This window comes from Rhodococcus sp. IEGM 1330, from assembly GCF_033142445.1.
GTDB lineage: Bacteria > Actinomycetota > Actinomycetes > Mycobacteriales > Mycobacteriaceae > Rhodococcoides.
This window is the reverse complement of the sequence record NZ_JAWLSB010000011.1, coordinates 107,761-127,027: the sequence shown is the minus strand read 5'-3', so window position 1 is coordinate 127,027 and position 19,267 is coordinate 107,761. Positions and strand designations below refer to the sequence as shown.

26 protein-coding genes and 1 tRNA gene are annotated in these 19,267 nt (G+C 63.1%); 6 read left to right on the top strand and 21 right to left on the bottom strand.

Going from position 1 to position 19,267, the window contains the following annotated elements:
* Positions 1 to 5 precede the first annotated feature (5 nt).
* The 3 genes from R4P57_RS22720 to R4P57_RS22710 form a co-directional block, all read right to left on the bottom strand.
* Entirely contained in the window at positions 6 to 428 is a 423-nt protein-coding gene (locus R4P57_RS22720) for a DoxX family protein (RefSeq protein ID WP_317805114.1), read from the bottom strand.
* Positions 429 to 494: 66 nt separating this feature from the next.
* On the bottom strand, positions 495 to 863 hold the full coding sequence (locus R4P57_RS22715) for a GntR family transcriptional regulator (RefSeq protein WP_037191990.1): 369 nt from the start codon (positions 861 to 863) through the stop codon (positions 495 to 497).
* A 10-nt stretch (positions 864 to 873) separates the two neighbouring features.
* On the bottom strand, positions 874 to 1,542 hold the full coding sequence (locus R4P57_RS22710) for an NAD(P)H-binding protein (protein ID WP_317805113.1): 669 nt from the start codon (positions 1,540 to 1,542) through the stop codon (positions 874 to 876).
* Positions 1,543 to 1,607: 65 nt separating this feature from the next.
* Here R4P57_RS22710 and arsC point away from each other — a divergent pair, with 65 nt between their 5' ends.
* The gene (gene arsC / locus R4P57_RS22705; protein WP_317805112.1) at positions 1,608 to 1,955 is read left to right on the top strand and encodes an arsenate reductase (glutaredoxin); all 348 of its coding nucleotides are present in this window, start codon (positions 1,608 to 1,610) and stop codon (positions 1,953 to 1,955) included.
* Positions 1,956 to 1,959: 4 nt separating this feature from the next.
* Here arsC and R4P57_RS22700 read toward each other — a convergent pair whose 3' ends face one another.
* Positions 1,960 to 3,198 carry an arginine deiminase gene (locus tag R4P57_RS22700; RefSeq protein WP_317805111.1) on the bottom strand — a complete coding sequence of 413 codons (1,239 nt, stop codon included), beginning with the start codon at positions 3,196 to 3,198 and terminating at the stop codon, positions 1,960 to 1,962.
* Positions 3,199 to 3,262: 64 nt separating this feature from the next.
* On the opposite strand from R4P57_RS22700, the gene soxR reads away from it, so the two are divergent.
* The gene (soxR, locus tag R4P57_RS22695) at positions 3,263 to 3,763 is read left to right on the top strand and encodes a redox-sensitive transcriptional activator SoxR (protein WP_317805110.1); all 501 of its coding nucleotides are present in this window, start codon (positions 3,263 to 3,265) and stop codon (positions 3,761 to 3,763) included.
* Here soxR and R4P57_RS22690 read toward each other — a convergent pair.
* The 13 genes from R4P57_RS22690 to R4P57_RS22630 form a co-directional block, all read right to left on the bottom strand.
* The gene (locus R4P57_RS22690) at positions 3,679 to 4,581 is read right to left on the bottom strand and encodes an SDR family oxidoreductase (RefSeq protein ID WP_317805109.1); all 903 of its coding nucleotides are present in this window, start codon (positions 4,579 to 4,581) and stop codon (positions 3,679 to 3,681) included. The genes soxR and R4P57_RS22690 overlap by 85 nt on opposite strands.
* A gap of 75 nt (positions 4,582 to 4,656) precedes the next feature.
* Entirely contained in the window at positions 4,657 to 4,827 is a 171-nt protein-coding gene (locus R4P57_RS22685; RefSeq protein ID WP_170945719.1) for a hypothetical protein, read from the bottom strand.
* Between the two features lie 58 nt (positions 4,828 to 4,885).
* A complete protein-coding gene (locus R4P57_RS22680) occupies positions 4,886 to 5,560 on the bottom strand; it encodes a ScbR family autoregulator-binding transcription factor (RefSeq protein WP_317805108.1) in 675 nt (224 codons plus the stop codon).
* Between the two features lie 189 nt (positions 5,561 to 5,749).
* The gene (locus R4P57_RS22675; protein ID WP_317805107.1) at positions 5,750 to 6,184 is read right to left on the bottom strand and encodes an effector binding domain-containing protein; all 435 of its coding nucleotides are present in this window, start codon (positions 6,182 to 6,184) and stop codon (positions 5,750 to 5,752) included.
* Positions 6,184 to 6,636 carry an effector binding domain-containing protein gene (locus tag R4P57_RS22670; RefSeq protein ID WP_317805106.1) on the bottom strand — a complete coding sequence of 151 codons (453 nt, stop codon included), beginning with the start codon at positions 6,634 to 6,636 and terminating at the stop codon, positions 6,184 to 6,186. The genes R4P57_RS22675 and R4P57_RS22670 overlap by 1 nt, the downstream gene beginning before the upstream one ends.
* A gap of 408 nt (positions 6,637 to 7,044) precedes the next feature.
* Positions 7,045 to 7,908 carry a glycosyltransferase family 2 protein gene (locus tag R4P57_RS22665; RefSeq protein WP_411742417.1) on the bottom strand — a complete coding sequence of 288 codons (864 nt, stop codon included), beginning with the start codon at positions 7,906 to 7,908 and terminating at the stop codon, positions 7,045 to 7,047.
* A 166-nt stretch (positions 7,909 to 8,074) separates the two neighbouring features.
* Positions 8,075 to 8,719 (bottom strand): acetyltransferase, encoded by a 645-nt coding sequence (locus R4P57_RS22660; protein ID WP_317805103.1) that lies wholly within the window; start codon positions 8,717 to 8,719, stop codon positions 8,075 to 8,077.
* Positions 8,716 to 9,558, bottom strand: a complete 843-nt coding sequence (locus R4P57_RS22655) for a glycosyltransferase family 2 protein (RefSeq protein ID WP_317805102.1) — start codon at positions 9,556 to 9,558, stop codon at positions 8,716 to 8,718. Before R4P57_RS22655 ends, R4P57_RS22660 begins: the two co-directional genes overlap by 4 nt.
* 350 nt (positions 9,559 to 9,908) lie before the next feature.
* Positions 9,909 to 9,981 (bottom strand) — tRNA-Ala (locus tag R4P57_RS22650).
* Between the two features lie 55 nt (positions 9,982 to 10,036).
* Positions 10,037 to 10,906, bottom strand: a complete 870-nt coding sequence (gene glpR / locus R4P57_RS22645; RefSeq protein ID WP_317805101.1) for a gephyrin-like molybdotransferase receptor GlpR — start codon at positions 10,904 to 10,906, stop codon at positions 10,037 to 10,039.
* Positions 10,907 to 11,056: 150 nt separating this feature from the next.
* Positions 11,057 to 11,704, bottom strand: a complete 648-nt coding sequence (locus R4P57_RS22640) for a GNAT family N-acetyltransferase (protein WP_037191969.1) — start codon at positions 11,702 to 11,704, stop codon at positions 11,057 to 11,059.
* Between the two features lie 72 nt (positions 11,705 to 11,776).
* Positions 11,777 to 13,036, bottom strand: a complete 1,260-nt coding sequence (glp, locus tag R4P57_RS22635) for a gephyrin-like molybdotransferase Glp (protein WP_032395737.1) — start codon at positions 13,034 to 13,036, stop codon at positions 11,777 to 11,779.
* 33 nt (positions 13,037 to 13,069) lie between these two features.
* Positions 13,070 to 14,023: a UTP--glucose-1-phosphate uridylyltransferase gene (locus R4P57_RS22630; protein WP_037192236.1), complete on the bottom strand. Its 954-nt coding sequence runs from the start codon at positions 14,021 to 14,023 to the stop codon at positions 13,070 to 13,072.
* 107 nt (positions 14,024 to 14,130) lie between these two features.
* Between R4P57_RS22630 and R4P57_RS22625 the strand changes: the two genes are divergently transcribed.
* The 4 genes from R4P57_RS22625 (at position 14,131) to mscL (ending at position 16,488) form a co-directional block, all read left to right on the top strand.
* On the top strand, positions 14,131 to 14,727 hold the full coding sequence (locus R4P57_RS22625) for a 5-formyltetrahydrofolate cyclo-ligase (protein WP_317805100.1): 597 nt from the start codon (positions 14,131 to 14,133) through the stop codon (positions 14,725 to 14,727).
* Between the two features lie 153 nt (positions 14,728 to 14,880).
* Positions 14,881 to 15,225, top strand: coding sequence for an FmdB family zinc ribbon protein (locus R4P57_RS22620; protein ID WP_037192233.1), 345 nt, complete (start codon positions 14,881 to 14,883; stop codon positions 15,223 to 15,225).
* Positions 15,226 to 15,314: 89 nt separating this feature from the next.
* Positions 15,315 to 15,977 (top strand): SAF domain-containing protein, encoded by a 663-nt coding sequence (locus tag R4P57_RS22615; RefSeq protein WP_317805099.1) that lies wholly within the window; start codon positions 15,315 to 15,317, stop codon positions 15,975 to 15,977.
* Between the two features lie 43 nt (positions 15,978 to 16,020).
* The gene (mscL, locus tag R4P57_RS22610; protein ID WP_317805098.1) at positions 16,021 to 16,488 is read left to right on the top strand and encodes a large conductance mechanosensitive channel protein MscL; all 468 of its coding nucleotides are present in this window, start codon (positions 16,021 to 16,023) and stop codon (positions 16,486 to 16,488) included.
* A gap of 110 nt (positions 16,489 to 16,598) precedes the next feature.
* Here the strand turns inward: mscL and R4P57_RS22605 are convergent, their stop codons facing one another.
* The 4 genes from R4P57_RS22605 to R4P57_RS22590 all read right to left on the bottom strand — a co-directional run bounded on the left by R4P57_RS22605 (position 16,599) and on the right by R4P57_RS22590 (position 19,234).
* Entirely contained in the window at positions 16,599 to 17,042 is a 444-nt protein-coding gene (locus R4P57_RS22605) for a hypothetical protein (protein ID WP_317805097.1), read from the bottom strand.
* A 145-nt stretch (positions 17,043 to 17,187) separates the two neighbouring features.
* Positions 17,188 to 17,961, bottom strand: coding sequence for an MspA family porin (locus R4P57_RS22600; RefSeq protein WP_317805096.1), 774 nt, complete (start codon positions 17,959 to 17,961; stop codon positions 17,188 to 17,190).
* A 563-nt stretch (positions 17,962 to 18,524) separates the two neighbouring features.
* Positions 18,525 to 18,728, bottom strand: a complete 204-nt coding sequence (locus R4P57_RS22595) for a hypothetical protein (protein ID WP_317805095.1) — start codon at positions 18,726 to 18,728, stop codon at positions 18,525 to 18,527.
* Positions 18,729 to 18,736: 8 nt separating this feature from the next.
* Positions 18,737 to 19,234: a molybdenum cofactor biosynthesis protein B gene (locus R4P57_RS22590; RefSeq protein ID WP_037191958.1), complete on the bottom strand. Its 498-nt coding sequence runs from the start codon at positions 19,232 to 19,234 to the stop codon at positions 18,737 to 18,739.
* Positions 19,235 to 19,267: the final 33 nt, after the last annotated feature.

Genomic DNA, 19,267 nt, shown 5'->3' with positions numbered 1-19,267 from the left:
ACGACCTACGCGAGTATCGCTGTCTTGCCCTTGGTGAGTCCGTCGATACTGATGCGTCCGGCACCGAATGCGGCGAGCAGCAGCGCGCCGACACCGAGAGCAACGACAAGTTCGTAGCCGTTGTCCGTCGCGAACACGCCGTTCTCGAAGTGCACGAAGATGGCGGCACCGAGCATGTTCAGGAACAGCAGCAGCCCTGCGATGGGAGTGAAGATACCCAGTACGAGCGCACCGCCGCCGACGAGTTCGACGAACGTGGCGAAGTAGGCGGACGCCGTGGGCAGCGGGACGTTCATCATCTCGAAGCTCGCGGCGGTGCCGTCGAGTCCGTAGGTGTTGAGCTTCTGCCAGCCGTGGGCGATGAAAACGATACCCAGACCGATTCGAGCTACGAGGGCAACGGCGTCGCGGGCGACGGTGGAGTTCATGACACATCCTTCTGACAGGGCTATACGGGCAGCCCTACCCTGACAGAAGTAAGTTGAAGCGTCAACTTAACTGCCGCTCGCACCTTTGAGAGCAGATTCCAGGAACGAGCGGGCCTGGTCGTCGTCCAGGCCGATGGACCGGACCGTTCTGACGAACTCTGTCGCCGCCCGGGCCGCGATGTCACGCGACGGATCTCCGCCCGACGCGACGAACGAACCGGATCGGCCCCTCGTCTCGATGATCCCCTGCTGCTCGAGTTCGCGGTAGGTCTTCGCCACCGTGTTCGGTGCGATCTTGAGTTCCTCGGCCAGACCCCTGACCGTCGGAATTTTGGTACCGGCAATCAAATCGCCCGATCGCACCAGCCCCAGAATCTGCATCCGCAGTTGCTCGAACACCGGGGTGGTGTTCGACGAATCGATGTGTACGCGCACGGTCGATGCCCTATCCGAGCGCGTCGACTGCGTCGACGACAGAGGTCGGACCGGACGTCAGCATCAGCGTCTTGTGCACGGCCGAGTCGGTGTGGAGCAACTGTGCGATCACCGCGGCCACATCGGCGCGCGTCACCTCGCCCGGGTCCAGCGGCGGCTCGGTGAGAGCCACCGAGTCGGTGGGGTCCTCATCCGTCAACTTACCCGGACGCACAATCGTCCAATCCAATCCGCTCCTGGCCGAAACATTGTCTTCTGCAGCAGTTTTGGCTTCGATGTAGGCCTTCCAGCCGGCGTCGAGATCCTCGGCGACCGGCTCTCCCGCACCGAACGAGCTGATCAGGACATAGCGGCGAACACCGGCCTTCTCGGCGGCATCGGCCAGAAGCACCGCGCCCGCACGATCGACCGTGTCCTTGCGCTCGGGACCGCTGTTCGGGCCTGCACCTGCGGCGAACACCACCGCGTCTGCGTCGGCCAACACTGCAGCAACCTCGTCGACAGAGGCCGATTCGAGGTCGATCACCTGCGGCAGCGCGCCCAGCGCGGTGACAGCATCGACGTGGTCGCTGTTGCGAATCAGCGACACCGCACGATCTCCGTGCGCTGTGAGAACCTGAGTCAGATGTTGGGCGATCTGGCCGTGGCCACCTGCAATGACAATGCGCTTGTCGGTCATGTCGACTACTCCCGTTCATGGCGTGAATCTGTCGGGGTGGCTACCCGCGTGGCAGGATTGCAAACATGACCGCCTCGGCAACCATCTACCACAATCCGCGGTGTAACACCTCTCGCACAGCGCTGAAACTGATCGAGGACGCAGGTGTGGTTCCGAGGGTGATCCGGTACCTGGAGACGCCTCCCACCGAGGACGAACTCCGCACGCTTCTCGCCGACGCCGGACTCGAACCCCGTCAGGCCCTTCGAACTCGCGAGAGCATCTACAAGGAACTGGGACTGGAGAGCGCGGATGCCGACACGCTGATCGCGGCGATGGCCCAGCACCCGATTCTCATCGAACGCCCGATCGTGGTGACCGACAAGGGCACCGTGCTCGCCCGACCGGCCGACAAGGTGCAGACCGTCCTGTAGAGCGCTACAACCTCTCGCGGGACACCGGGCACGACATGCATCGGGGACCGCCTCGGCCCGAGCCCAGTTCCGATCCGGAGATCCGAAGCACCTCGATGCCCGACGCCTCGAGCCGTGCATTCGTTTCGACGTTGCGCTCGTACGCGACGACGACTCCCGGCGCAATGGCCAGCGTGTTGTTGCCGTCGTCCCATTGTTCGCGCTCGGCGGTGACGTGGTCGAGTCCGGTATCGATCAACCGCAGCTTGCCGATGCCCATCGCTTCGGCGGCCGCCTCGAGAAACGGGTCGGCACCGCGAATACTGACGCCTGTGTCCTCGCGGCGAATGGTGAAGGCGGACAACGTGTCCTGAATCGCCGGGTACATCACCACCGCGTCGGTATCCACCATGGTGCACACCGTGTCCAGATGCATCGACGCGCGCTCCTGCGCGATCGGCACCACCAGCACACTGTGCGCCAGACCGTCCTCGAACAGGCTGCGCGCCAACGCTTCTGCACCGGCGGGCGTGGTGCGCTCCCCCACTCCGACGGCCACCACGCCCGGGGCGAGCAGCAACACGTCCCCACCCTCGACCGGAGCGGTCCGCGACTCGTACGCGCGCCGCACGCCCCGAAACATCGGATGGAATGCGTAGATCAGATCGGTCAGCGATGTCTCCCGCACTCGGGCAGGCAGAGCCAGCGAGGTGATCGCCACTCGATCGTCCATCCAGAACGACGAGTCGCGGGTGAACAACAGGTTCGGCAGCGGATCGATGACGAAGTCCCCACCGTGATGCATTCGCCGAACCAGCGATGTCCCGATCGGTTGCGGCTCCCCCGTTTCCGCCTCGAGCAATTCGTCGAATGTCATGCCTGCCATCAGGATCTGCGCCAGTTCGGCCGCGGGTACACCTCGCAGATGTTGGGCGAGGTCCTCGGCGAGCGCCCGGCCGAGCCGTCGGGCATCGACAGCGGCGGAGATACCCTGCATTCGCGCTGCGCCGCTGACCGTCATGGCCTCGGTGAGAAGCTCACCGAGTAGCAGTACCGTGACTCCGCGACCACGCAGGAGATCGGCGAACGCGTCGTGCTCGTCCTGTGCGCGATCGACCCACGGCAGACCGTCGAACAGCAGCTGATCGTTGTTTCGCGGGGTGAGGCGTCGAAGCTCGTCTCCCGGCCGGTGCAGCATGACGGTGCGCAGCACCCCTACCTCGGAGTTGGCACCCAATGTGCCCGCAGCCGCATCGACACTCATGAACGAACGGTAAACCCATTCGCCAGTCGCCGCTGGGATCAGGACCTGAAGTATTGTCGAGGTCGTGCCGATGCCCGAGTGGAACGTTCGCGAATTGACCCCCGGCCAGCTGTCCGAGCGCAGCGGAGTCGCGGTCTCGGCGTTGCACTTCTACGAGAAACAGGGGCTGATCAGCAGCCGTCGAACCTCGGGTAACCAGCGCAGATTCCATCGCGAAACTCTGCGACGGGTTGCCTTCATCCGGATCTCGCAGAAGGTCGGGATCCCACTGGCGAACATACGTCAGGCGTTGAGCGAACTACCGGACGAGCGGACGCCGACGCGCGAGGACTGGGCCAGGCTCTCGACGCGGTGGCATCGCGAACTCGACTCTCGGATAGAGCAACTGATTCGGCTCCGTGACAACTTGACCGGGTGCATCGGGTGCGGTTGCCTGTCGTTGGCCGGCTGCGCACTGGCCAATCCGCACGACGAGCTGTCCTATTCGGGGCCGGGTGCGCGCACGTTGGACGTCGATTTCGACGAACCCTCGACTCGACGCGGCTCGAGCAGCTTGGAGAACTGATCGTTTGCCTTCTGCAGTACGAACTCGTAGGGCGGGGCGAACTTTCTGGCGACCCAGTACCCGAATCTGATGTCGTTGGAGGAGTAGACAAGGTACTTGCGCTTGGCGATTCCGGCGAGAATTGCCTCGGCAACCACAGACGGTTCGACCGCACGCTTCTCGAATCGGTGTTGCAACTTCTGTACGCGCGGATCGTCGCGATCGACGCCGGCGATCTGAAGAGTCTGCACCAGGCCGGTTTTGACACCACCGGGCACCACAAGGCTGACGCCGATTCCGTGGCGCTTGAGGTCGTACTTGAGCACCTCGGACACCCCGCGCAGGCCGTACTTGCTGGCGCTGTAGGCAGCGTGCCACGGCAGAGGAATCAATCCGGCGGCAGACGAGACGTTGACCAGATGGCCGCCGCGTCCGGCCTCGATCATCGGAGGCAGGAACTTCTCGATGATGTGAATCGGACCCATCAGGTTGACGTCGATCATCGACTTCCAGTGCCGGTGCTCGAGATTCTCGACGGTTCCCCACGCCGAAATACCAGCGACGTTCATCACGACGTCCAGGCTGCCGAACTCGGCGTGAATGTCGTCCGCGAACGCGGTGACGGCCTCGAAGTCGGACACGTCGAACGGCAACGAGTGACTGACGGTACCGCCCGCGCGACCGACCAGGTCCACCGTCTCCGCCAAACCGGTGCTGTTGATATCGGTGAGGAAGAGCTCGGCTCCCACTCCCGCAGCAGCGATGGCCGTTGCCCGGCCGATTCCGCTACCTGCTCCAGTGATCAACGTCTTCTTGCCGCGCAGATCGTATGTAGCCATCGAAGCTTGTATCCCCCACCGGTTGCCACGTGTCAGTTCGATTTCGACCCTACGCGGTGACGACCGGGAGGGTCGTCACAATCTTTGCGACATCTCGTCTCGGTAGTCGGCGATGGTGCGCTCGATGCGCGCAGCATCGTCGTCGGCACCATGCTTGCGTGCATCGTCCGCACGTTGCTGCAGGGTGCCGATCGCTTTCCGGAGCTCGTTGTCCGACATCCGCGGTTGCTGCACAGTGTGTTCCATGTCACACAGTGTGCCCGGCAAACCCGGGTGCGGCAAGCACCCCGAGATCACGAGATTCTCAGACGGTGACAGATCCCGACGTCATGTTCTCGCGTACGAAACTGGACAGACTCCGCGCAGCGAATTCGCGGAAGTACGCGAGTTTGTCGGCGGGCACCAGTGAGGGAAGGACTGTGTTCCATACCCTCTCCATGCGCGAGGGGGCATCCTCCAGACGCGACTGCGCCTCGGACACCATCAGGACTCCGGCGAGCATCTCGCACACCAGCAACGCCGCGTTGCCCGCATCCAAATGATCGGCGACGTCACCGTGCTCGATGGCCCGCTCGAAGAGATGCTCGAAGATGTTTCCCCAGGTGCCGAACACACTGCCGCGGGCGGTGTCGGATCCGTCGATCTCCATCTGCAACCGGTACATGACGCGAACCAAGGGGTCCGATGCCGCCAGTTCGAGTACCGAATACGAGATTCCGATGACGGACTCGAGAGCCGGGCTGCGACTGTCGACCAAGCCGGCGCACGCAGTGGACACGCGCTCGTGACCTTCGTCGACGATCGCACGGGCCAATTCTTCCTTGGACGCGAAATGGAAGTACAGCGCACCCTTGGTCACACCGGACTGCGCTGACACCTGACTCAGCGTGGCATTCGCGTGCCCCACCTCGAGAAAGAGATCTGCTGCAGCGCGCAGCGCGGCCGCTCGAGTGGCTTCTGCTCTGAGTTGTCTCACCATGCTGGAACACCCCTGCTCTGTCGACCTTGCCATGACATCGACGCTCTGTACGCGCTGGCCACCCGTCGACCGATCGAGGTGAACGTGGAATTCACTTCGCCATATCGGACCGCCAGCGCTCGCCAATAGTAACCGGTTCGGTGGCTACTTTGTGATTCGAAAGTGACAATTGCATGAAAAACGGCTCGTTTACAAAACGATTGAAATGAAAAGTTCCACCTCTCCGATATTTGTAACGACTTCGACTTCCTCTTTGTAGGCGCGAAATATCGATCCGGACACAACGCAATCGTCGACCTGAGCCCACACGTCCTCGATCGGATCCGCCAAAGCCCCGCTGGGCACGAATACCGCGAACACGCCGGTCGGTACCGAGACGAACACATCCCCGACGGCGACGTCACCGGGTGAGTCCACCGAGACCGCGACCACCGCATTGACCGTGCCGTGCGGATCCGGAACGTACACCGTGATCACCTGGGTTGCGTCGATATGCTTCTCGCGCACTCGATCTCGTAAGAATCGCATCCACTCGCTGCCGCTCGATTCCGCGCCGGGCTTCACCCGCGGTGCCACCAACCCACTGAACAGCTCTGCGCTGCGTGCCGTGACACGGAAGGTCATCACGAACCGCCGGGCGCAATGATCGCCAGATAGAGGTCGACCTTGTACGCGTGCGGATAGCACTCGTAATCGCCGGTGAACGACCGCACGATCTCGCCCTGCTCTTCGGCATGATCGATCTGAGTCCACAATCGGGTCAGAACCTCGGGGAAATACCCCACCGCAGAAAAGCGCGCATATTTCGCCGCGGGCACTTTCGCAACCAGATGTCCGCGCGCAACCTGACCGAGCGAAGAACACAGATAACCGACTACCTGCGTATTGTACGAGCCGATACCGGGGGCAAAGTCGGTATAAATGGATGCGAGCGGACCGGAGGTCTCCTGATTGAGAACTGCGGACCACGCTTGATCGAGTGCCGGATCGTCGAGGCGGCCGAGCGCCCGTTTGGGGCTGCGAACGGGAAGACCCGCGACCCACGTTTCAGCGAGGTCGACGATCTCGAACGACATTCACACTCCGTAGAGAAGTTGCAGGGACAGATCCTGTGTTCGGAACCGGCCCGTTCACAATATCGCCCGTCAATCTACCGGCGCCACTGGTAGGTGGATCGTCAATCGATCAACCATACTGCGCACCCGTTTCGACCGCCGCAACAGCTGTCGCCGACGGTTTCTCCTTCGGAGCTCACGAGGTGGCATCGCCTGTGTCTTCTACTGCCCCACCGCTCCTTGCGTCCCGCCGGATGCAACCACAATGCCAGCTGAACCGCCGCACCGGTAACTCAGGCCGCGCCGGCACTGGTCGAATACCTGGACACGAAAACCGGTACAGACCGACAATCCCTCGAAAGACCCGGTTTGGTGACCCTTTCCGCATTCCTCACGCGAGAAATCGGGCAGACGACAATGCCGAAGGATCTACTTTCCGCGCATCGCGGCAGCATAACTCTCGTCGCGAATACTTGACAGATCACGCACAGATGTATTGCCCACTCCGTAATGCGAGACCGGGAGAATCCGAGATTCACACGACGACAGAATTCGCGTCAGGGGCCAATGCACCGTGTGCAGAACCAGGTCCGAAATCAGTAATCTGCGCAACCAACCACTGGCCAGCCCATGATGGGCCCACGTTCGATACGAGCTCTGGACATAATGCCGGTACTCGAGTGGTGGCGTCAGTAACCGACGTCCAGAAACCTCGACGCGCATCGGCTCGATCTGTGCGATACGCAGACCGACCTTGTTGAGACACAGCGACAGATCGATGTCCTCGTGCAGGTCGGTGCGCAGGCTCGTGCGACCGCGAACGGCCTCCCACGCGGATCTGCGGATAGCGAAATTGTTCCCCGATGCGGCAGAAACCCACTGCGCAGAAGGCCTGTTCCGCACGGAACGGTTGACGAACGCCCGGTACGGTCGCGCCCACGGCGAGTCGTAGAGGTAGATCGGCCCGGTGACTGCGACATAGTCGAGTCGGCGATCGAAGAAGTCGAGTACCGAGTCGACCCAGCCGGCCTCGACACGGGTATCGGCGTCGATGCGGCCGATGATCGATCCGCAGGCGTGATCGAAACCGGTGTTGCGTGCGTGTACGACGCCGCGCTCGGACTCCCGCAGCAGAACCACCTGCGGAAATCGCCGCGCGTATTCTGCGACGATGGCCGCGGTGTCGTCCGTCGAATTGTTGTCGACGACAATGATTTCGCGAATGCGTTCGCGCTGAACGAGCAATGCATCCAGGCATTCGCGCATATGAGCCGACTCGTCGAACGCAGGCACAACAATGGAAAGAGTATTCACAACGCCAACCCCTGACACATTTTTGGCAATCGTGTAGCTCGATACCCTTACACGGTGACCGCATTTGATTTCGAGCCGCTGACGTTGACGATGCTACATCATTACTTCAAGAAAAGAACCCGTCGAATTATTCGGACTTTACGGATCAGAATTCAGAATTCGGCGGAAGTATCAATCTTTGCATTGCCTCCCGATCACGAAATTCGGCCTTGTCCCCGATCCATTGCTCCGATGCGGGAAGGTCGTTCAACTCTCGGCGACGACGCGCCGGAGAGCCGACGTACACACCGTCCGGTTCACAATCTCGCGTCACCAGCGAGTTCGCCCCGATGATGCAGCCGGCACCGATGTGTACGCCCGGCATCACGACCACGCCGGACCCGATCCACACTCCTGGACCGATCACCACCGACTCTCCCCGCAATGCGCCTGCGCGGTGACCCGACGGCCCGGTCTCGTGAGTACTCGTGAGAATACGAACGTGATCCGCGATGAAGACATGATCACCGATCACGATGTCGGCAACGGCGTCGAAATAGCAGCCGAAGTTCACGAACACGCCGGTGCCCAACCGAACCGATGCTCGCCCTTGAATCATCGAACCGCCGTACATCAGGCACGGCCCTGTTGTCCGCAGCCCCGCGGGCCGCAGAACCGATGCGCGCAGCACAGCAGGCAGGAACGGCACATTCGCCAACGAGACGATGGTCGCCTGATGCATCTGAGCGAGGGCCCAGCGGACGTCCGACGGGCTACGCATCCACTCGCGGATGCGCGAGCCGGCCGTCACGCGGCGGCTCGCATCCGTTCGTCGGACTCGGCACGATCATCGACCGGCAATGCCCGGCACGGAACTGCTGCGAACAGTCGTGAGATCGGCCACCGCAGTGTGTGCATCAGCCAATCCATGGCCACGATGCGACCGAGCTTGCGCGACGCGAGACCATGCGCCTGGTACGAGCGGTAGCCCGCCAACGCATAGTGGACGTACTTCGCCGGCGATGTCGTCGCGCGCCTACCGGACACCGAGGCCTTCATCCACCCGTTCTGCGCAACAGGCAGATGCTCGGCGGCCAGGCACAGGCACAGGTCGATGTCTTCGTGCACGCAGGTTCGCTCACTGACCGCACCGCGAACCGCACGCCAGGCGGATGCGCGGATCGCGAAGTTGTTGCCCGATACCGCAAGGGCCGAGCGCACCGACGGTTCACGTCGTTCGGCGCGCGAGTGCATCCACGCCAGAGGTCGAGCCCAGGGGGATTCGTACAGGAACGTTCGGCCGCCGGTAGCAGCGACGGAGGAATGCTCGTCGAAGAAATCGACGATGGAGCGCGCCCACCCGGGTCGAACACGGGTATCGGCGTCGATTCGACCGATGATCGACGAGTCCACCAGGTCGAATCCGGTATTGCGAGCATGGACCACGCCGCGATTGGGCTCGTGTACCAACACGACCTTGTTCGTCACCGCGCGAATGTTGTTCACCAGCGCAAGCGTGCCGTCGGTCGACCCGTTGTCCACGACGACGATGCTGTCGATATCGTCGCCCTGATCGAGCAGCAGCGTCAGGCATTCGCCCAGATGGTCGACCTCATCGAGCACCGGAATTACCACACTGAGAGTGTTCATTTCGATCCCCTGACAAATTCCGACATTGAATTCAGCCCAGCCACGTCTTCGAACTTACGACATGTTCCAGAAATTGCCTAAAGCTGACCGAATTGCATATCCGCAGCTCAGCGGCTTGAAAGATTCTCCAAGTCGGGTCGCGTCGTTCCAAGCAATCGAATCGAAGGTTTCGCGCGGCAATTTTACAATCGGGGCTTATCGATTTGCGTCTTCGAAAGTCGAATCCCGAACCGACCATCTAGTTCGGTCCGCATAAATCCATTTAGAATTCACTTCGCGGTAACACTCGTCTCCGCCGTTGCCGGACAACGAAAAACCGCCACTCGCCTGAGTGACGGTTCCCGTGTCGGTGGAGCTGAGGGGAATCGAACCCCTGACCTTCTCGATGCGAACGAGACGCGCTACCAACTGCGCCACAGCCCCTTTGCCGTCATGCCGACCGGCTGGGTAACTCTAGCAAAGCCGCTTCGGGCGGTAGCTACGCGCCCTGGGCTCTGCGCAAGTCCCGGTCCTCGTCACGACGTGCCTGGAACGGCTCCTCGTAGTGATCGAGATGCTCGAATTCGGGATCCTCGTCGTCGATCTCGAGTACCACCGCGCCGGGGCGACGCAGTCGTTGCGGGACGAGCTCGAGCTCGTCGTCGGTTTCCGATTCCACGCCGAGACGGGATCGGCCCATCCGAGTGAGCCGACGCCTGCGCACCTCTTCCTCGATCTGCACCTGACGACGCAGGTAGTACAGGTAACCGACGAGAACGGCGACGGACAGTCCACACAGCCACCAGACCGTCGGGGAGATGATGAAGGCCAGGGCCGCGGTGGTGATCGCCGCGAAGACCAGCCCCAGAACAGCGCGCTGCCGAAATGCGTATCGCGCGGCCCGGGCAATCGCATCGGCCTCGGGATCGAAACCGCCGCGGCCGCGTCGGCGAGGGACGAAATCGTCGTCGACGACACCGGGTTCGTGCGCGGGCGAACTACCGCGCGGTGCTTCCGTGTCCGGTGCATCGCGATCGAGGTCGTTCTCTGCTGCGTGAGTGTCCATCGGGTCCTCCGCGGTACCGGGTAGATCGGGTGAGTCTGGACGAACAGTCGCGATGGTGGCGCCGAAGATCTCTCGGGCCGGCGCGGAGACTCGCAGGTCGTCTTCCGGTCGCCAGTCGGGATCACTGCGGTGCCCGGTCGCGGGGCCGCGCTGCTTTCGCTTGGTGCCACCCCGATGGAGCACTCGCGTGGCGAGCGCAGCGTCCGTGGTCTGCATGATCTGCGGACGCTTGGTCATCAGCATGGGTAGAAGAACGAAGAGCCAGACGGCCACGAGACCGATCCAGATGATCGAGTTCGGCATCGGCGTTGTTCTCCTCCCTTTCGGCGACGGCGACAGTGAAAGACGTTCTCAGGCTATGCGGAGGAGTTACGAGAACGATGCAGACGCGCCGACCCGAATTACACTCCTGTCACTTTGACAACACGAGTGCCTGTGCCGCAGCACCGGAAATCAGGCCCAGGCAGCCCGGCCCGCGCGAACCAACCGATCGACGACGGTTCCCTGCACCTCGCCCGAGGTGATCGCGACGAGCTTGTGATCGCGCCATTCGCCGTCGACGTCGAGGTACTTGTAGAGCAGCCCCTCTTCGCGAAAACCGACATTGCGCAGCACTGCCTGACTGGCAAGGTTCTCCGGTCGCACCGTCGCTTCGACGCGATGGAGTCCGACGGGACCGAAGCAGTGGTCGAGCCCGAGCGCCAAGGCCGCGGTCGCCACGCCCTTACCGTTGACCTCCTTGGACACCCAGTACCCGATCCAGGCCGATCGGAGTGCTCCCCGCACGATGTTTCCGGTGGTGATCTGGCCACAGAATTCGCCGTCGACCTCGATCACCAGCGGCAGCATGTGTCCCTTGCGTGCCTCGGATTTGAGCCCCGAGCACAGGCTGGGCCACGAGGAGATGTGATGCCGTGAGTTCCAGCTGCCTTCCCCGCTGGGCTCCCAGGGTTCGAGGTGGGCGCGATCCGCGGTGCGAATCCGGCTCCAGGCGGCCGCGTCGCGCATCCGCACCGGCCGCACGGTCACGGTTCCGCCGGCCACTCTCACTGGACCCAATTTCGCCGGCCAACCTGGGTGGCTCGACCACGTTCGCGGCATCCGTCGATGTTATGCGCTCCGCGCAGTGGCGTGGTTATGCGCCCTCCGCGGCACTCGAACATGCCACTGGCGTCAGCCACGTTGAGCGAGGAACGAGACCTTCACTTCTTCGCCGGTTCGGATTTCGGTGACCTCGGGATCGATGACGACCAGGCAGTTCGCCTCGGCGAGTGTCGCGAGTAGATGCGAGGACGATCCGGGTGCGCCGCCGAGGGCCTGAACCAGATATTCGCCGGTTCCCTCGTCGCGCATGAGCTGGCCGCGGAGGAATCCCTTGCGGTCCTCGATCGAGGTGATCGGCGCGACGGTTCGCGCGGTGACGGTCCGTCGCATCGGCTGCCGTCGTCCCAGAGCGATACGAATCAGCGGACGCACCATGACCTCGAACACCACCAGCGCGCTGACGGGGTTGGCCGGCAACAGAAAGGTGGGTACTTCGTCGCGTCCGAGTTGACCGAAGCCCTGGACGGATCCGGGGTGCATCGCAACTCGCTCCACTTCCATGTCGCCGAGTTCGCCGAGCGCCTCACGCACACCGTCCGATGCGCCGCCGCCCACTGCGCCTGCGATGACCACTATCTCGGATCGAATCAGCTGTCCCTCGACCACCTCGCGCAGTCGCTTGGGATCGGTACTGACGATGCCGACGCGGTTGACGTCGGCTCCGGCATCGCGCGCGGCGGCGGCCAGCGCATAGGAGTTGACGTCGTACACCTGACCGGGCCCGGGGGTCCGATCGGTGTCGACCAACTCGCCGCCCACGGAGATCACCGACAGACGCGGCCGAGGATGCACCAGCACCTTGTCGCGCCCGACGGCAGCAAGCAGTCCCACCTGAGCTGCGCCGATGATCGTGCCTGCGCGAACCGCCACGTCACCCGGCTGCACGTCGTCGCCGATCTTCCGGACGTAGTCGCCCGAGCGCACCGGTCGGAACACCTTGACTCGGGCGCGACCGCTGTCGGTTCGGTCCAGGGGCAACACCGCGTCGGCCAGGGTGGGCAGCGGCGCCCCGGTGTCGACTCGTACTGCCTGACGCGGTTGCAAACGGATGGGTTGACGCGACCCGGCGGACACCTCGCCGACGACGGGAAGCGTCAGATCGATGCGTTCGTCGTCCTCGTTGCGCAGGTCGGTGCCCGCGGCAGCCACATCGACGCTCCGTACCGCGTAGCCGTCGATCGCTGCCTGGTCGAAACCGGGAAGGGGACGCTCGGTGACCACTTCTTCGGCACACAGCAGGCCCTGTGCTTCCGAGATGGCGACCCGAACAGGCCGTGGAGCCACCGCCGCGGCGGTCACCCTGGTCTGCTGATCTTCGACCGAGCGCATCTGGCCCTTCCTCTATGGCATCGACCCGCGATGCTATTCGTACGTGGTCAGTTCCGGTGCCCAGCTGTCGCTCAAGCGTTCGTTCAGCCATTCGCGCAGCGCCGGGCCGTAGTCGTCACGTTGTAGAGCAAAGTCAACCGCAGCGCGCAGGTATCCCCCGGGATTTCCGAGGTCGTGTCTCGATCCGCGGTGCACCACCACGTGGACGGGATGGCCTTCTTCGATCAGCAGCGCAATGGCATCGGTGAGCTGCAGCTCGCCGCCGGCACCGGGCTTTATCCGACGCAGAGCGTCGAAGATCGCGCGGTCGAGCAGGTAGCGGCCCGCGGCAGCCAGGTTGGACGGGGCGTCCTCCTGCTTGGGCTTTTCGACCATACCGGTGACCTTGAGGACGTTCGGGTTGACCGCGTCGGGCACGATCTCGACGGAGAAGACGCCGTAGGAGGAGACCTTGTCGTCGGGGACCTCGATAGCGCACAACACCGAGCCACCGCGCTTGGCGCGCACGCGGGCCATGACGTCGAGCACACCGCGGGGCATCACCAGATCGTCGGGAAGAAGGACGGCAACGGAATCCTCGTCGTCGTCGAGGACTTCCTCGGCACAGGCGACGGCATGTCCGAGTCCGAGCGGCTCGTGCTGAATGACCGACTGGACGTCGAGCAGACCTGGGGCCACCCGCACCTTTTCGAGCATCTCGAGCTTGCCGCTGGCCTCCAGCTTGTTCTCGAGTACGAGGTCCTCGACGAAGTGGGCGACGACGCCGTCCTTGCCGGGAGAGGTGACGATCACCAGTCGCTGTGCGCCGGAATCTGCTGCTTCGCCGGCGACGAGCTCGATCCCGGGAGTGTCGACCACTGGAAGCAGTTCTTTCGGAACGGTTTTCGTGGCCGGCAGGAACCGGGTACCCATGCCCGCTGCGGGAACGATGGCCGTGCGGAAATGCACGGGCGTGGCGGCGGTCGTCGCTGTAACGGCTTCTGTCATGGTGCTCACCCTATCCATGGTTTCTGGTGATCTGCTCGCCGTGTGCTGCGTTTTACCCCCGAGTGCATATCGTTGAACGACAGCACAGGAAGGGAGGACGAATCGTTGTGACCGTTCCCGAATTCACGGAGAACACGCCCAAGGATCGTTGGCGGGCACATGTCCTCGCCGAACGCCGACTGCTCGACGATGCGCAGCGCGCGGTGGAGTCCTCTGCACTCTGTCACGTCCTCGGCGAGTTGGCGGCCGAACACCAGGTGGTAGCCGCGTACGTTCCCGTAGGCCGGGAGCCGGGTTCGATCGACATGCTCGACGCGATGGCCGCGGCCGGCTCGACCGTTCTGCTTCCGAGTGCGCACGAGCCGGGTCCGTTGCGGTGGGCTCGGTACGCCGGGCGCGAGTCGTTGGTGACGGCCCCGTTCGGTCTGCTGGAACCGTCGGGACCGACGCTCGATCCCGATGCCGTGTCGGCGTGCTCTCTGGTGCTGATCCCGGCGCTGGCCGTGGACCGGAGCGGAACCAGGTTGGGCCGAGGCGCGGGCTTCTACGACCGCACCCTCGACCTGTGCAGACCCGACGCCGTGCTGGTCGCGGTGGTGCGCGAGAGCGAAGTGGTCGATCGTCTACCCGCCGAGCCGCACGACAGACGGGTGACGCACGTGTTGACCCCCGGCAGCGGGCTCGTACGCTTGGGTACGGAATAACGCTACGATTCGATTCGTTGGCACTCCTGACTGTAGAGTGCTAATGCTCTCCCCAGTTTCGACAGTTTCGACGAACAGACAAGACACCGGCGGTGTTCGGCCTCGGCCAGCAGAGCGGCGAATTTCCTCGGTGACCAGCGCGGAGGAAACACGATGCCCACTTACTCATACGCATGCACCGAGTGCGACAACCGCTTCGACATCGTTCAGTCCTTCACCGACGACACACTGACGGTGTGCCCCGCGTGCTCGGGCAAGCTTCGCAAACTGTTCAACTCCGTCGGCATCGTCTTCAAGGGCAGTGGGTTCTACCGCACCGACAGCCGGGGCGGCTCGGGTACCGCCAGCGAAGGCGCGAGCGAGAAGAAGTCCGATGCAGCGGCCGCGAAATCGGACAGCAAGACGGACTCGAAGCCCGCCGAGAAGAAATCTTCGGATTCGTCGTCGTCGAGTAGTACTTCGTCGTCGTCGACCACGAAAGCTGCTGCCAGCCAGTAGTTTTCCGCTTCATCCACAGGCCGGGCCGTTATCCACAGCCCGGCCTTTTCGGTGCCTGTATCAGCACGGCCACCGATAGCGTTTCCGCCATGGCTGCCGGCAAGAATCGACTCGACTCGACGCTGCTCGATCGCATCACCCTGCGTCCGGCGTGGGTCGGATCCACCAAGTTCAGACGGATCGCGGCGGGAGTTCTGGTCGCGATTGCGGCCGCGCTGTTCGTCGACGACGCTGCCGGTGACGACCGGGTCCGGGTGATCACCGCCGGACGCGACCTGACACCCGGCACCGTATTGACGCCGGCCGACGTCGTAGTTGCCGAGTGGGACTCGACGAACGTCCCCGAGGGCGCACTCGTCGAATCCGAGGCCGTGGACGGCCAGACACTCACCGGGCCGGTCCGAGCGGGCGAATTGCTCACCGACGTGCGCCTGCTCGGATCTCGGACCGCCACGACGGCTCTGGGGACCGAGGCACGCGTCGTACCGGTGCATCTCGCCGACGCCGCGGTGACCGACCTACTGAGGGAAGGCGACCGCGTCGACGTGTTGACGGTCGAGTCTCGCGGCGACCCGAATGCCGTACCCGCGGCACGGGTGTTGGCGTCGGGAGCGATGGTCGTGCTCGTCTCCGCCGACGCCGGTGGCACTCGGCAGCGAGACCGCGTCGTACTACTGGCTCTACCGACCGACGACGCCACGACAGTTGCGGCCGCATCGTTGGTCAGCGCACTCACGGTCACCCTGCACTAACGTTTCTCGCGACAGAACAAACCGAACGTTGGGAGAAGGGCTCATGCTGAAGGGCTTCAAGGACTTTCTACTGCGCGGCAATGTCGTGGACCTCGCAGTCGCCGTGGTTGTGGGCGCGGCATTCACCGCAATCGTCACCGCATTCACCACGAACATCATCAATCCCCTTGTCGCTGCCCTCGGTGGCAGCAACGAATACGGGTTCGGGTTTCAGATCACGTCGTCGCCGGAATCGTTCGTCAACGTCGGCGCAGTCATCACCGCGATCATCAACTTCGTCATCATCGCGGCGGTGGTCTACTTCGTCCTGATTCTCCCGGTGAACACGGCGAAGAAGCGCTACGTGAGCCAGCCGGAGAAGGAACTGAGCGACGTCGACGTACTGGTGCAGATTCGCGACATCCTCGCGGGGGGAACCGCAGCGGGACAGAAACTTTCGACCGCAGCCGACACCACCGGCGGTAGCGGCGAGGCAATCGACGCAGCCCCGGATCTCGGCAAGCGTTCCTAGCACTGACACCGGCCTGTTTCGACGAATGAATGCGCCATTCACACTGTCTGACAGTGTGAATGGCGCATTCATTCGTTGCAGGGGTGCGATGGAGCGCAACCCAGGGGTGCTCAGTTGGTAAAGGTAGACCGCGGAAGTTCGTCGAGGGTGATCGGGGTTCCGTCTGCTTCACAGGCAGAGGCTACGGCCGCGGCGTTGTCGACGAATGCAGTGCCGGATTCGCTGTCCGTGGTGGAGAGTTCCAGCGTGTCCGCAGGCAGCGCATCGACGAAGGTGGTCAGCGAACTCGCGACGTCGCCCGACGCGGAGCCGGGTAGTGCTTTCAGCTTGTCGACAGCGGCCTGCTTGTCGGCGGTCCACTTGTCGATGTTCTCTGCCGATCCGGGTCCCGCTGCAACCACACCCGCGAACGCGTTGTGGTCGGTGGCGAAGGTGGTGCAGACGTCGGTGTTCTCACCGGATGCTGCGGACTCTTCACTGCTGCAACCGGCTGCGAGGCCAAAGGCTAGGAGTGCCCCTGCAGCGACAACTGTGAAACGGGTTTTCGAGTGCATCTTTGCTTCAGTGCCTCTCTGTACAAGTCGAACCAGTGTGTGCCGAACATAGTTCAGGCCCGTACGGATAAATCCGTACGGGCCTGAACTTGTCTCGATTTACTGCAGGTGAAGTGATATCACCGGGCTACAACCGATTCGGAAATCAGTTGAGGCGAACCGGAGCACCGTAGGTGACTGCGACGTCGCCCGTTGCGCTGGTCAGCGAAACGTAGGGACGAATGGTGACGTTACCCAGGATCTGGGTGGCCGTTCCATGCAGGTTGGCGATCTGGATGGAACCGCTGGTGCCGGCTGCGTCACCCTCGGAAGAGGTGAGGTCAGCTTCTTCGCCGACAACTGCGATTGCGCTCTCGGACTGGACGACGCCGGGGCCGTTTGCGAGGTTGATGTAGCCGGTGGCCTGCGGGATCAGCTGGACGCCGACGTCGAGGCCGCTGGTGGAGGTGCCGGTGCCGGTGAGGGGTCCGACGGAAGGCGCGGTTCCATCGAGCGGGAACGTTCCGGTGACAGAGGATTCGTTGCCCGAGCCGAGGTTGAATTCAGCCGAAGGCGAGGACCACTCGACGTCGATGCCGCCACCGAGGCTCATCGGGTAGCCGATCTGGTAACCGATCTTCAGGGTGCCCTCGAAGTCATCGGCCGAGGGGCCCTGGACGTCGTAGGATGCCCGGCCGTTGGCGAACCACTCACGGGTGAGCGGGCTGCCGTCGAGGGGAGCGACACCATTGATGAAAGTGTCGGACAGCGTCACCGTCACGGTGTTGCCATCAGCGTCGACGATCGAGTTCGAGCTGTCGACAGCGGCGGAAGCGGTTCCGGTACCGAGTACCAGGCCGACTACCGAAGCGCTGGCAGCAACTGCGACGCTCATGGACTTGAGTCCCCGGCTGCGCCGCGACTTCTGGATCTCCGTCATTTATTCCTCATCATGTTCAGTCCCAGCGCGGTGTCGCACGGGGAAGCTTGTGGCTTTCACCCTCGAACTAGATCGCACGCAACGATGCGTACGAGCCCGAGCCGGATGGAGCCGTGAAGGCCACATCCTCGATCCAACAGTTCCGAGATTAAGGGCGCGGCACCTGTTGGTCCCACGCCCTGCTGTCGGAAGCTGAGGGGAACATTAGAGGAGATGCCTGATCGTGACAATCCCTACGATCGGCGTCGGAAAGTTGCTGTCCCGTGATGTGTTTCAGGAGCGTGAACAACTTTCACTTGACGATTGCTGGTAACCCGCGTCACACCATCTTCCGACGACACCAAACCGTTACACATCGAAACTGTGAGTAAAACAGCCCTGATATGGGAAGACAGTGATCGGGACCCGACCGATGCGAGCACTCCACAGGTTCCACGGACGGTCCGAATGGCCCTTCCTCGCCCCGTTCCTTGACCTCAGCGGCCCGCCCGGCCGCTAACGGCAGGTAAACGAGTAACTAACAGACCTGTCATTCCGGCCGAATAAATGTGTCGTGGATCACATCAGAAGTAGTGAGGTGGTCGCTGCTGCTTCAACCATTCGCCCGAGGACGAGCCGCCGGATTCAGTGCCTGCACCGTCGCCTCGCTCGTCTCCGGTCGTCTCCGGCAGAACCTCACCGAAGATGCGAGCGAGCCGGGCCCGTTCTGCTCGGGCCCGGCTCGCGTCGTCTTCGGCCGATCGATCGTCGTTCGGCTCGTCGCTCATCGGTATCGCTATGCGTCCAATCCCGACAGCTCGGCTATGACCTGACTCGCCAGCGGCGTCAGCGTCGCCATCCCATCGCGAATCGCAGCCCGCGAGGAGGCCAGATTCACCACCAGGGTGCTTCCGGACACACCGACCAGCCCGCGGGACAGACCTGCGTCCAGCGAACCGGCTGCCAGCCCCGACGATCGCAGTGCCTCGCTGATGCCCGGAATCTCGCGGTCGAGCACCTCCGCGGTGACGTCCGGGGTGACATCGCGCGGCGAGACGCCGGTGCCACCGATGGAGACCACCAGATCGACACCGCCGATCACCGCGGTGTTGAGTGCATTCCGCACGTCCACTTCGTCCGCCGTCACTGCGACGACGCCATCGACGAGGAAGCCTGCCTCGGTCAGCAGTTCCGTGACGAGCGGGCCCTTCGAGTCCTTCTCGGTGCTGTGCGCTGTTCGGTCGTCCACGATGACGACCAACGCGCGCCCTGCCAGTGGTGCGTCGAGTTCCATACCGCTCACCGTAGTAGTAAGGCCCCTACCCGG

Excerpts from the sequence above, each read along its gene's own strand:
- R4P57_RS22720 (WP_317805114.1), bottom strand. The coding sequence starts at position 428 with ATGAACTCCACCGTCGCCCGCGACGCCGTTGCCCTCGTAGCTCGAATC.
- R4P57_RS22710 (WP_317805113.1), bottom strand. The coding sequence starts at position 1,542 with ATGACCGACAAGCGCATTGTCATTGCAGGTGGCCACGGCCAGATCGCC.
- arsC (WP_317805112.1), top strand. The coding sequence starts at position 1,608 with ATGACCGCCTCGGCAACCATCTACCACAATCCGCGGTGTAACACCTCT.
- R4P57_RS22700 (WP_317805111.1), bottom strand. The coding sequence starts at position 3,198 with ATGAGTGTCGATGCGGCTGCGGGCACATTGGGTGCCAACTCCGAGGTA.
- R4P57_RS22690 (WP_317805109.1), bottom strand. The coding sequence starts at position 4,581 with ATGGCTACATACGATCTGCGCGGCAAGAAGACGTTGATCACTGGAGCA.
- R4P57_RS22685 (WP_170945719.1), bottom strand. The coding sequence starts at position 4,827 with ATGGAACACACTGTGCAGCAACCGCGGATGTCGGACAACGAGCTCCGG.
- R4P57_RS22680 (WP_317805108.1), bottom strand. The coding sequence starts at position 5,560 with ATGGTGAGACAACTCAGAGCAGAAGCCACTCGAGCGGCCGCGCTGCGC.
- R4P57_RS22675 (WP_317805107.1), bottom strand. The coding sequence starts at position 6,184 with ATGACCTTCCGTGTCACGGCACGCAGCGCAGAGCTGTTCAGTGGGTTG.
- R4P57_RS22670 (WP_317805106.1), bottom strand. The coding sequence starts at position 6,636 with ATGTCGTTCGAGATCGTCGACCTCGCTGAAACGTGGGTCGCGGGTCTT.
- R4P57_RS22655 (WP_317805102.1), bottom strand. The coding sequence starts at position 9,558 with ATGAACACTCTCAGTGTGGTAATTCCGGTGCTCGATGAGGTCGACCAT.
- glpR (WP_317805101.1), bottom strand. The coding sequence starts at position 10,906 with ATGCCGAACTCGATCATCTGGATCGGTCTCGTGGCCGTCTGGCTCTTC.
- R4P57_RS22640 (WP_037191969.1), bottom strand. The coding sequence starts at position 11,704 with ATGCCGCGAACGTGGTCGAGCCACCCAGGTTGGCCGGCGAAATTGGGT.
- glp (WP_032395737.1), bottom strand. The coding sequence starts at position 13,036 with ATGCGCTCGGTCGAAGATCAGCAGACCAGGGTGACCGCCGCGGCGGTG.
- R4P57_RS22630 (WP_037192236.1), bottom strand. The coding sequence starts at position 14,023 with ATGACAGAAGCCGTTACAGCGACGACCGCCGCCACGCCCGTGCATTTC.
- R4P57_RS22620 (WP_037192233.1), top strand. The coding sequence starts at position 14,881 with ATGCCCACTTACTCATACGCATGCACCGAGTGCGACAACCGCTTCGAC.
- R4P57_RS22615 (WP_317805099.1), top strand. The coding sequence starts at position 15,315 with ATGGCTGCCGGCAAGAATCGACTCGACTCGACGCTGCTCGATCGCATC.
- mscL (WP_317805098.1), top strand. The coding sequence starts at position 16,021 with ATGCTGAAGGGCTTCAAGGACTTTCTACTGCGCGGCAATGTCGTGGAC.
- R4P57_RS22605 (WP_317805097.1), bottom strand. The coding sequence starts at position 17,042 with ATGCACTCGAAAACCCGTTTCACAGTTGTCGCTGCAGGGGCACTCCTA.
- R4P57_RS22600 (WP_317805096.1), bottom strand. The coding sequence starts at position 17,961 with ATGACGGAGATCCAGAAGTCGCGGCGCAGCCGGGGACTCAAGTCCATG.
- R4P57_RS22595 (WP_317805095.1), bottom strand. The coding sequence starts at position 18,728 with ATGAGCGACGAGCCGAACGACGATCGATCGGCCGAAGACGACGCGAGC.
- R4P57_RS22590 (WP_037191958.1), bottom strand. The coding sequence starts at position 19,234 with ATGGAACTCGACGCACCACTGGCAGGGCGCGCGTTGGTCGTCATCGTG.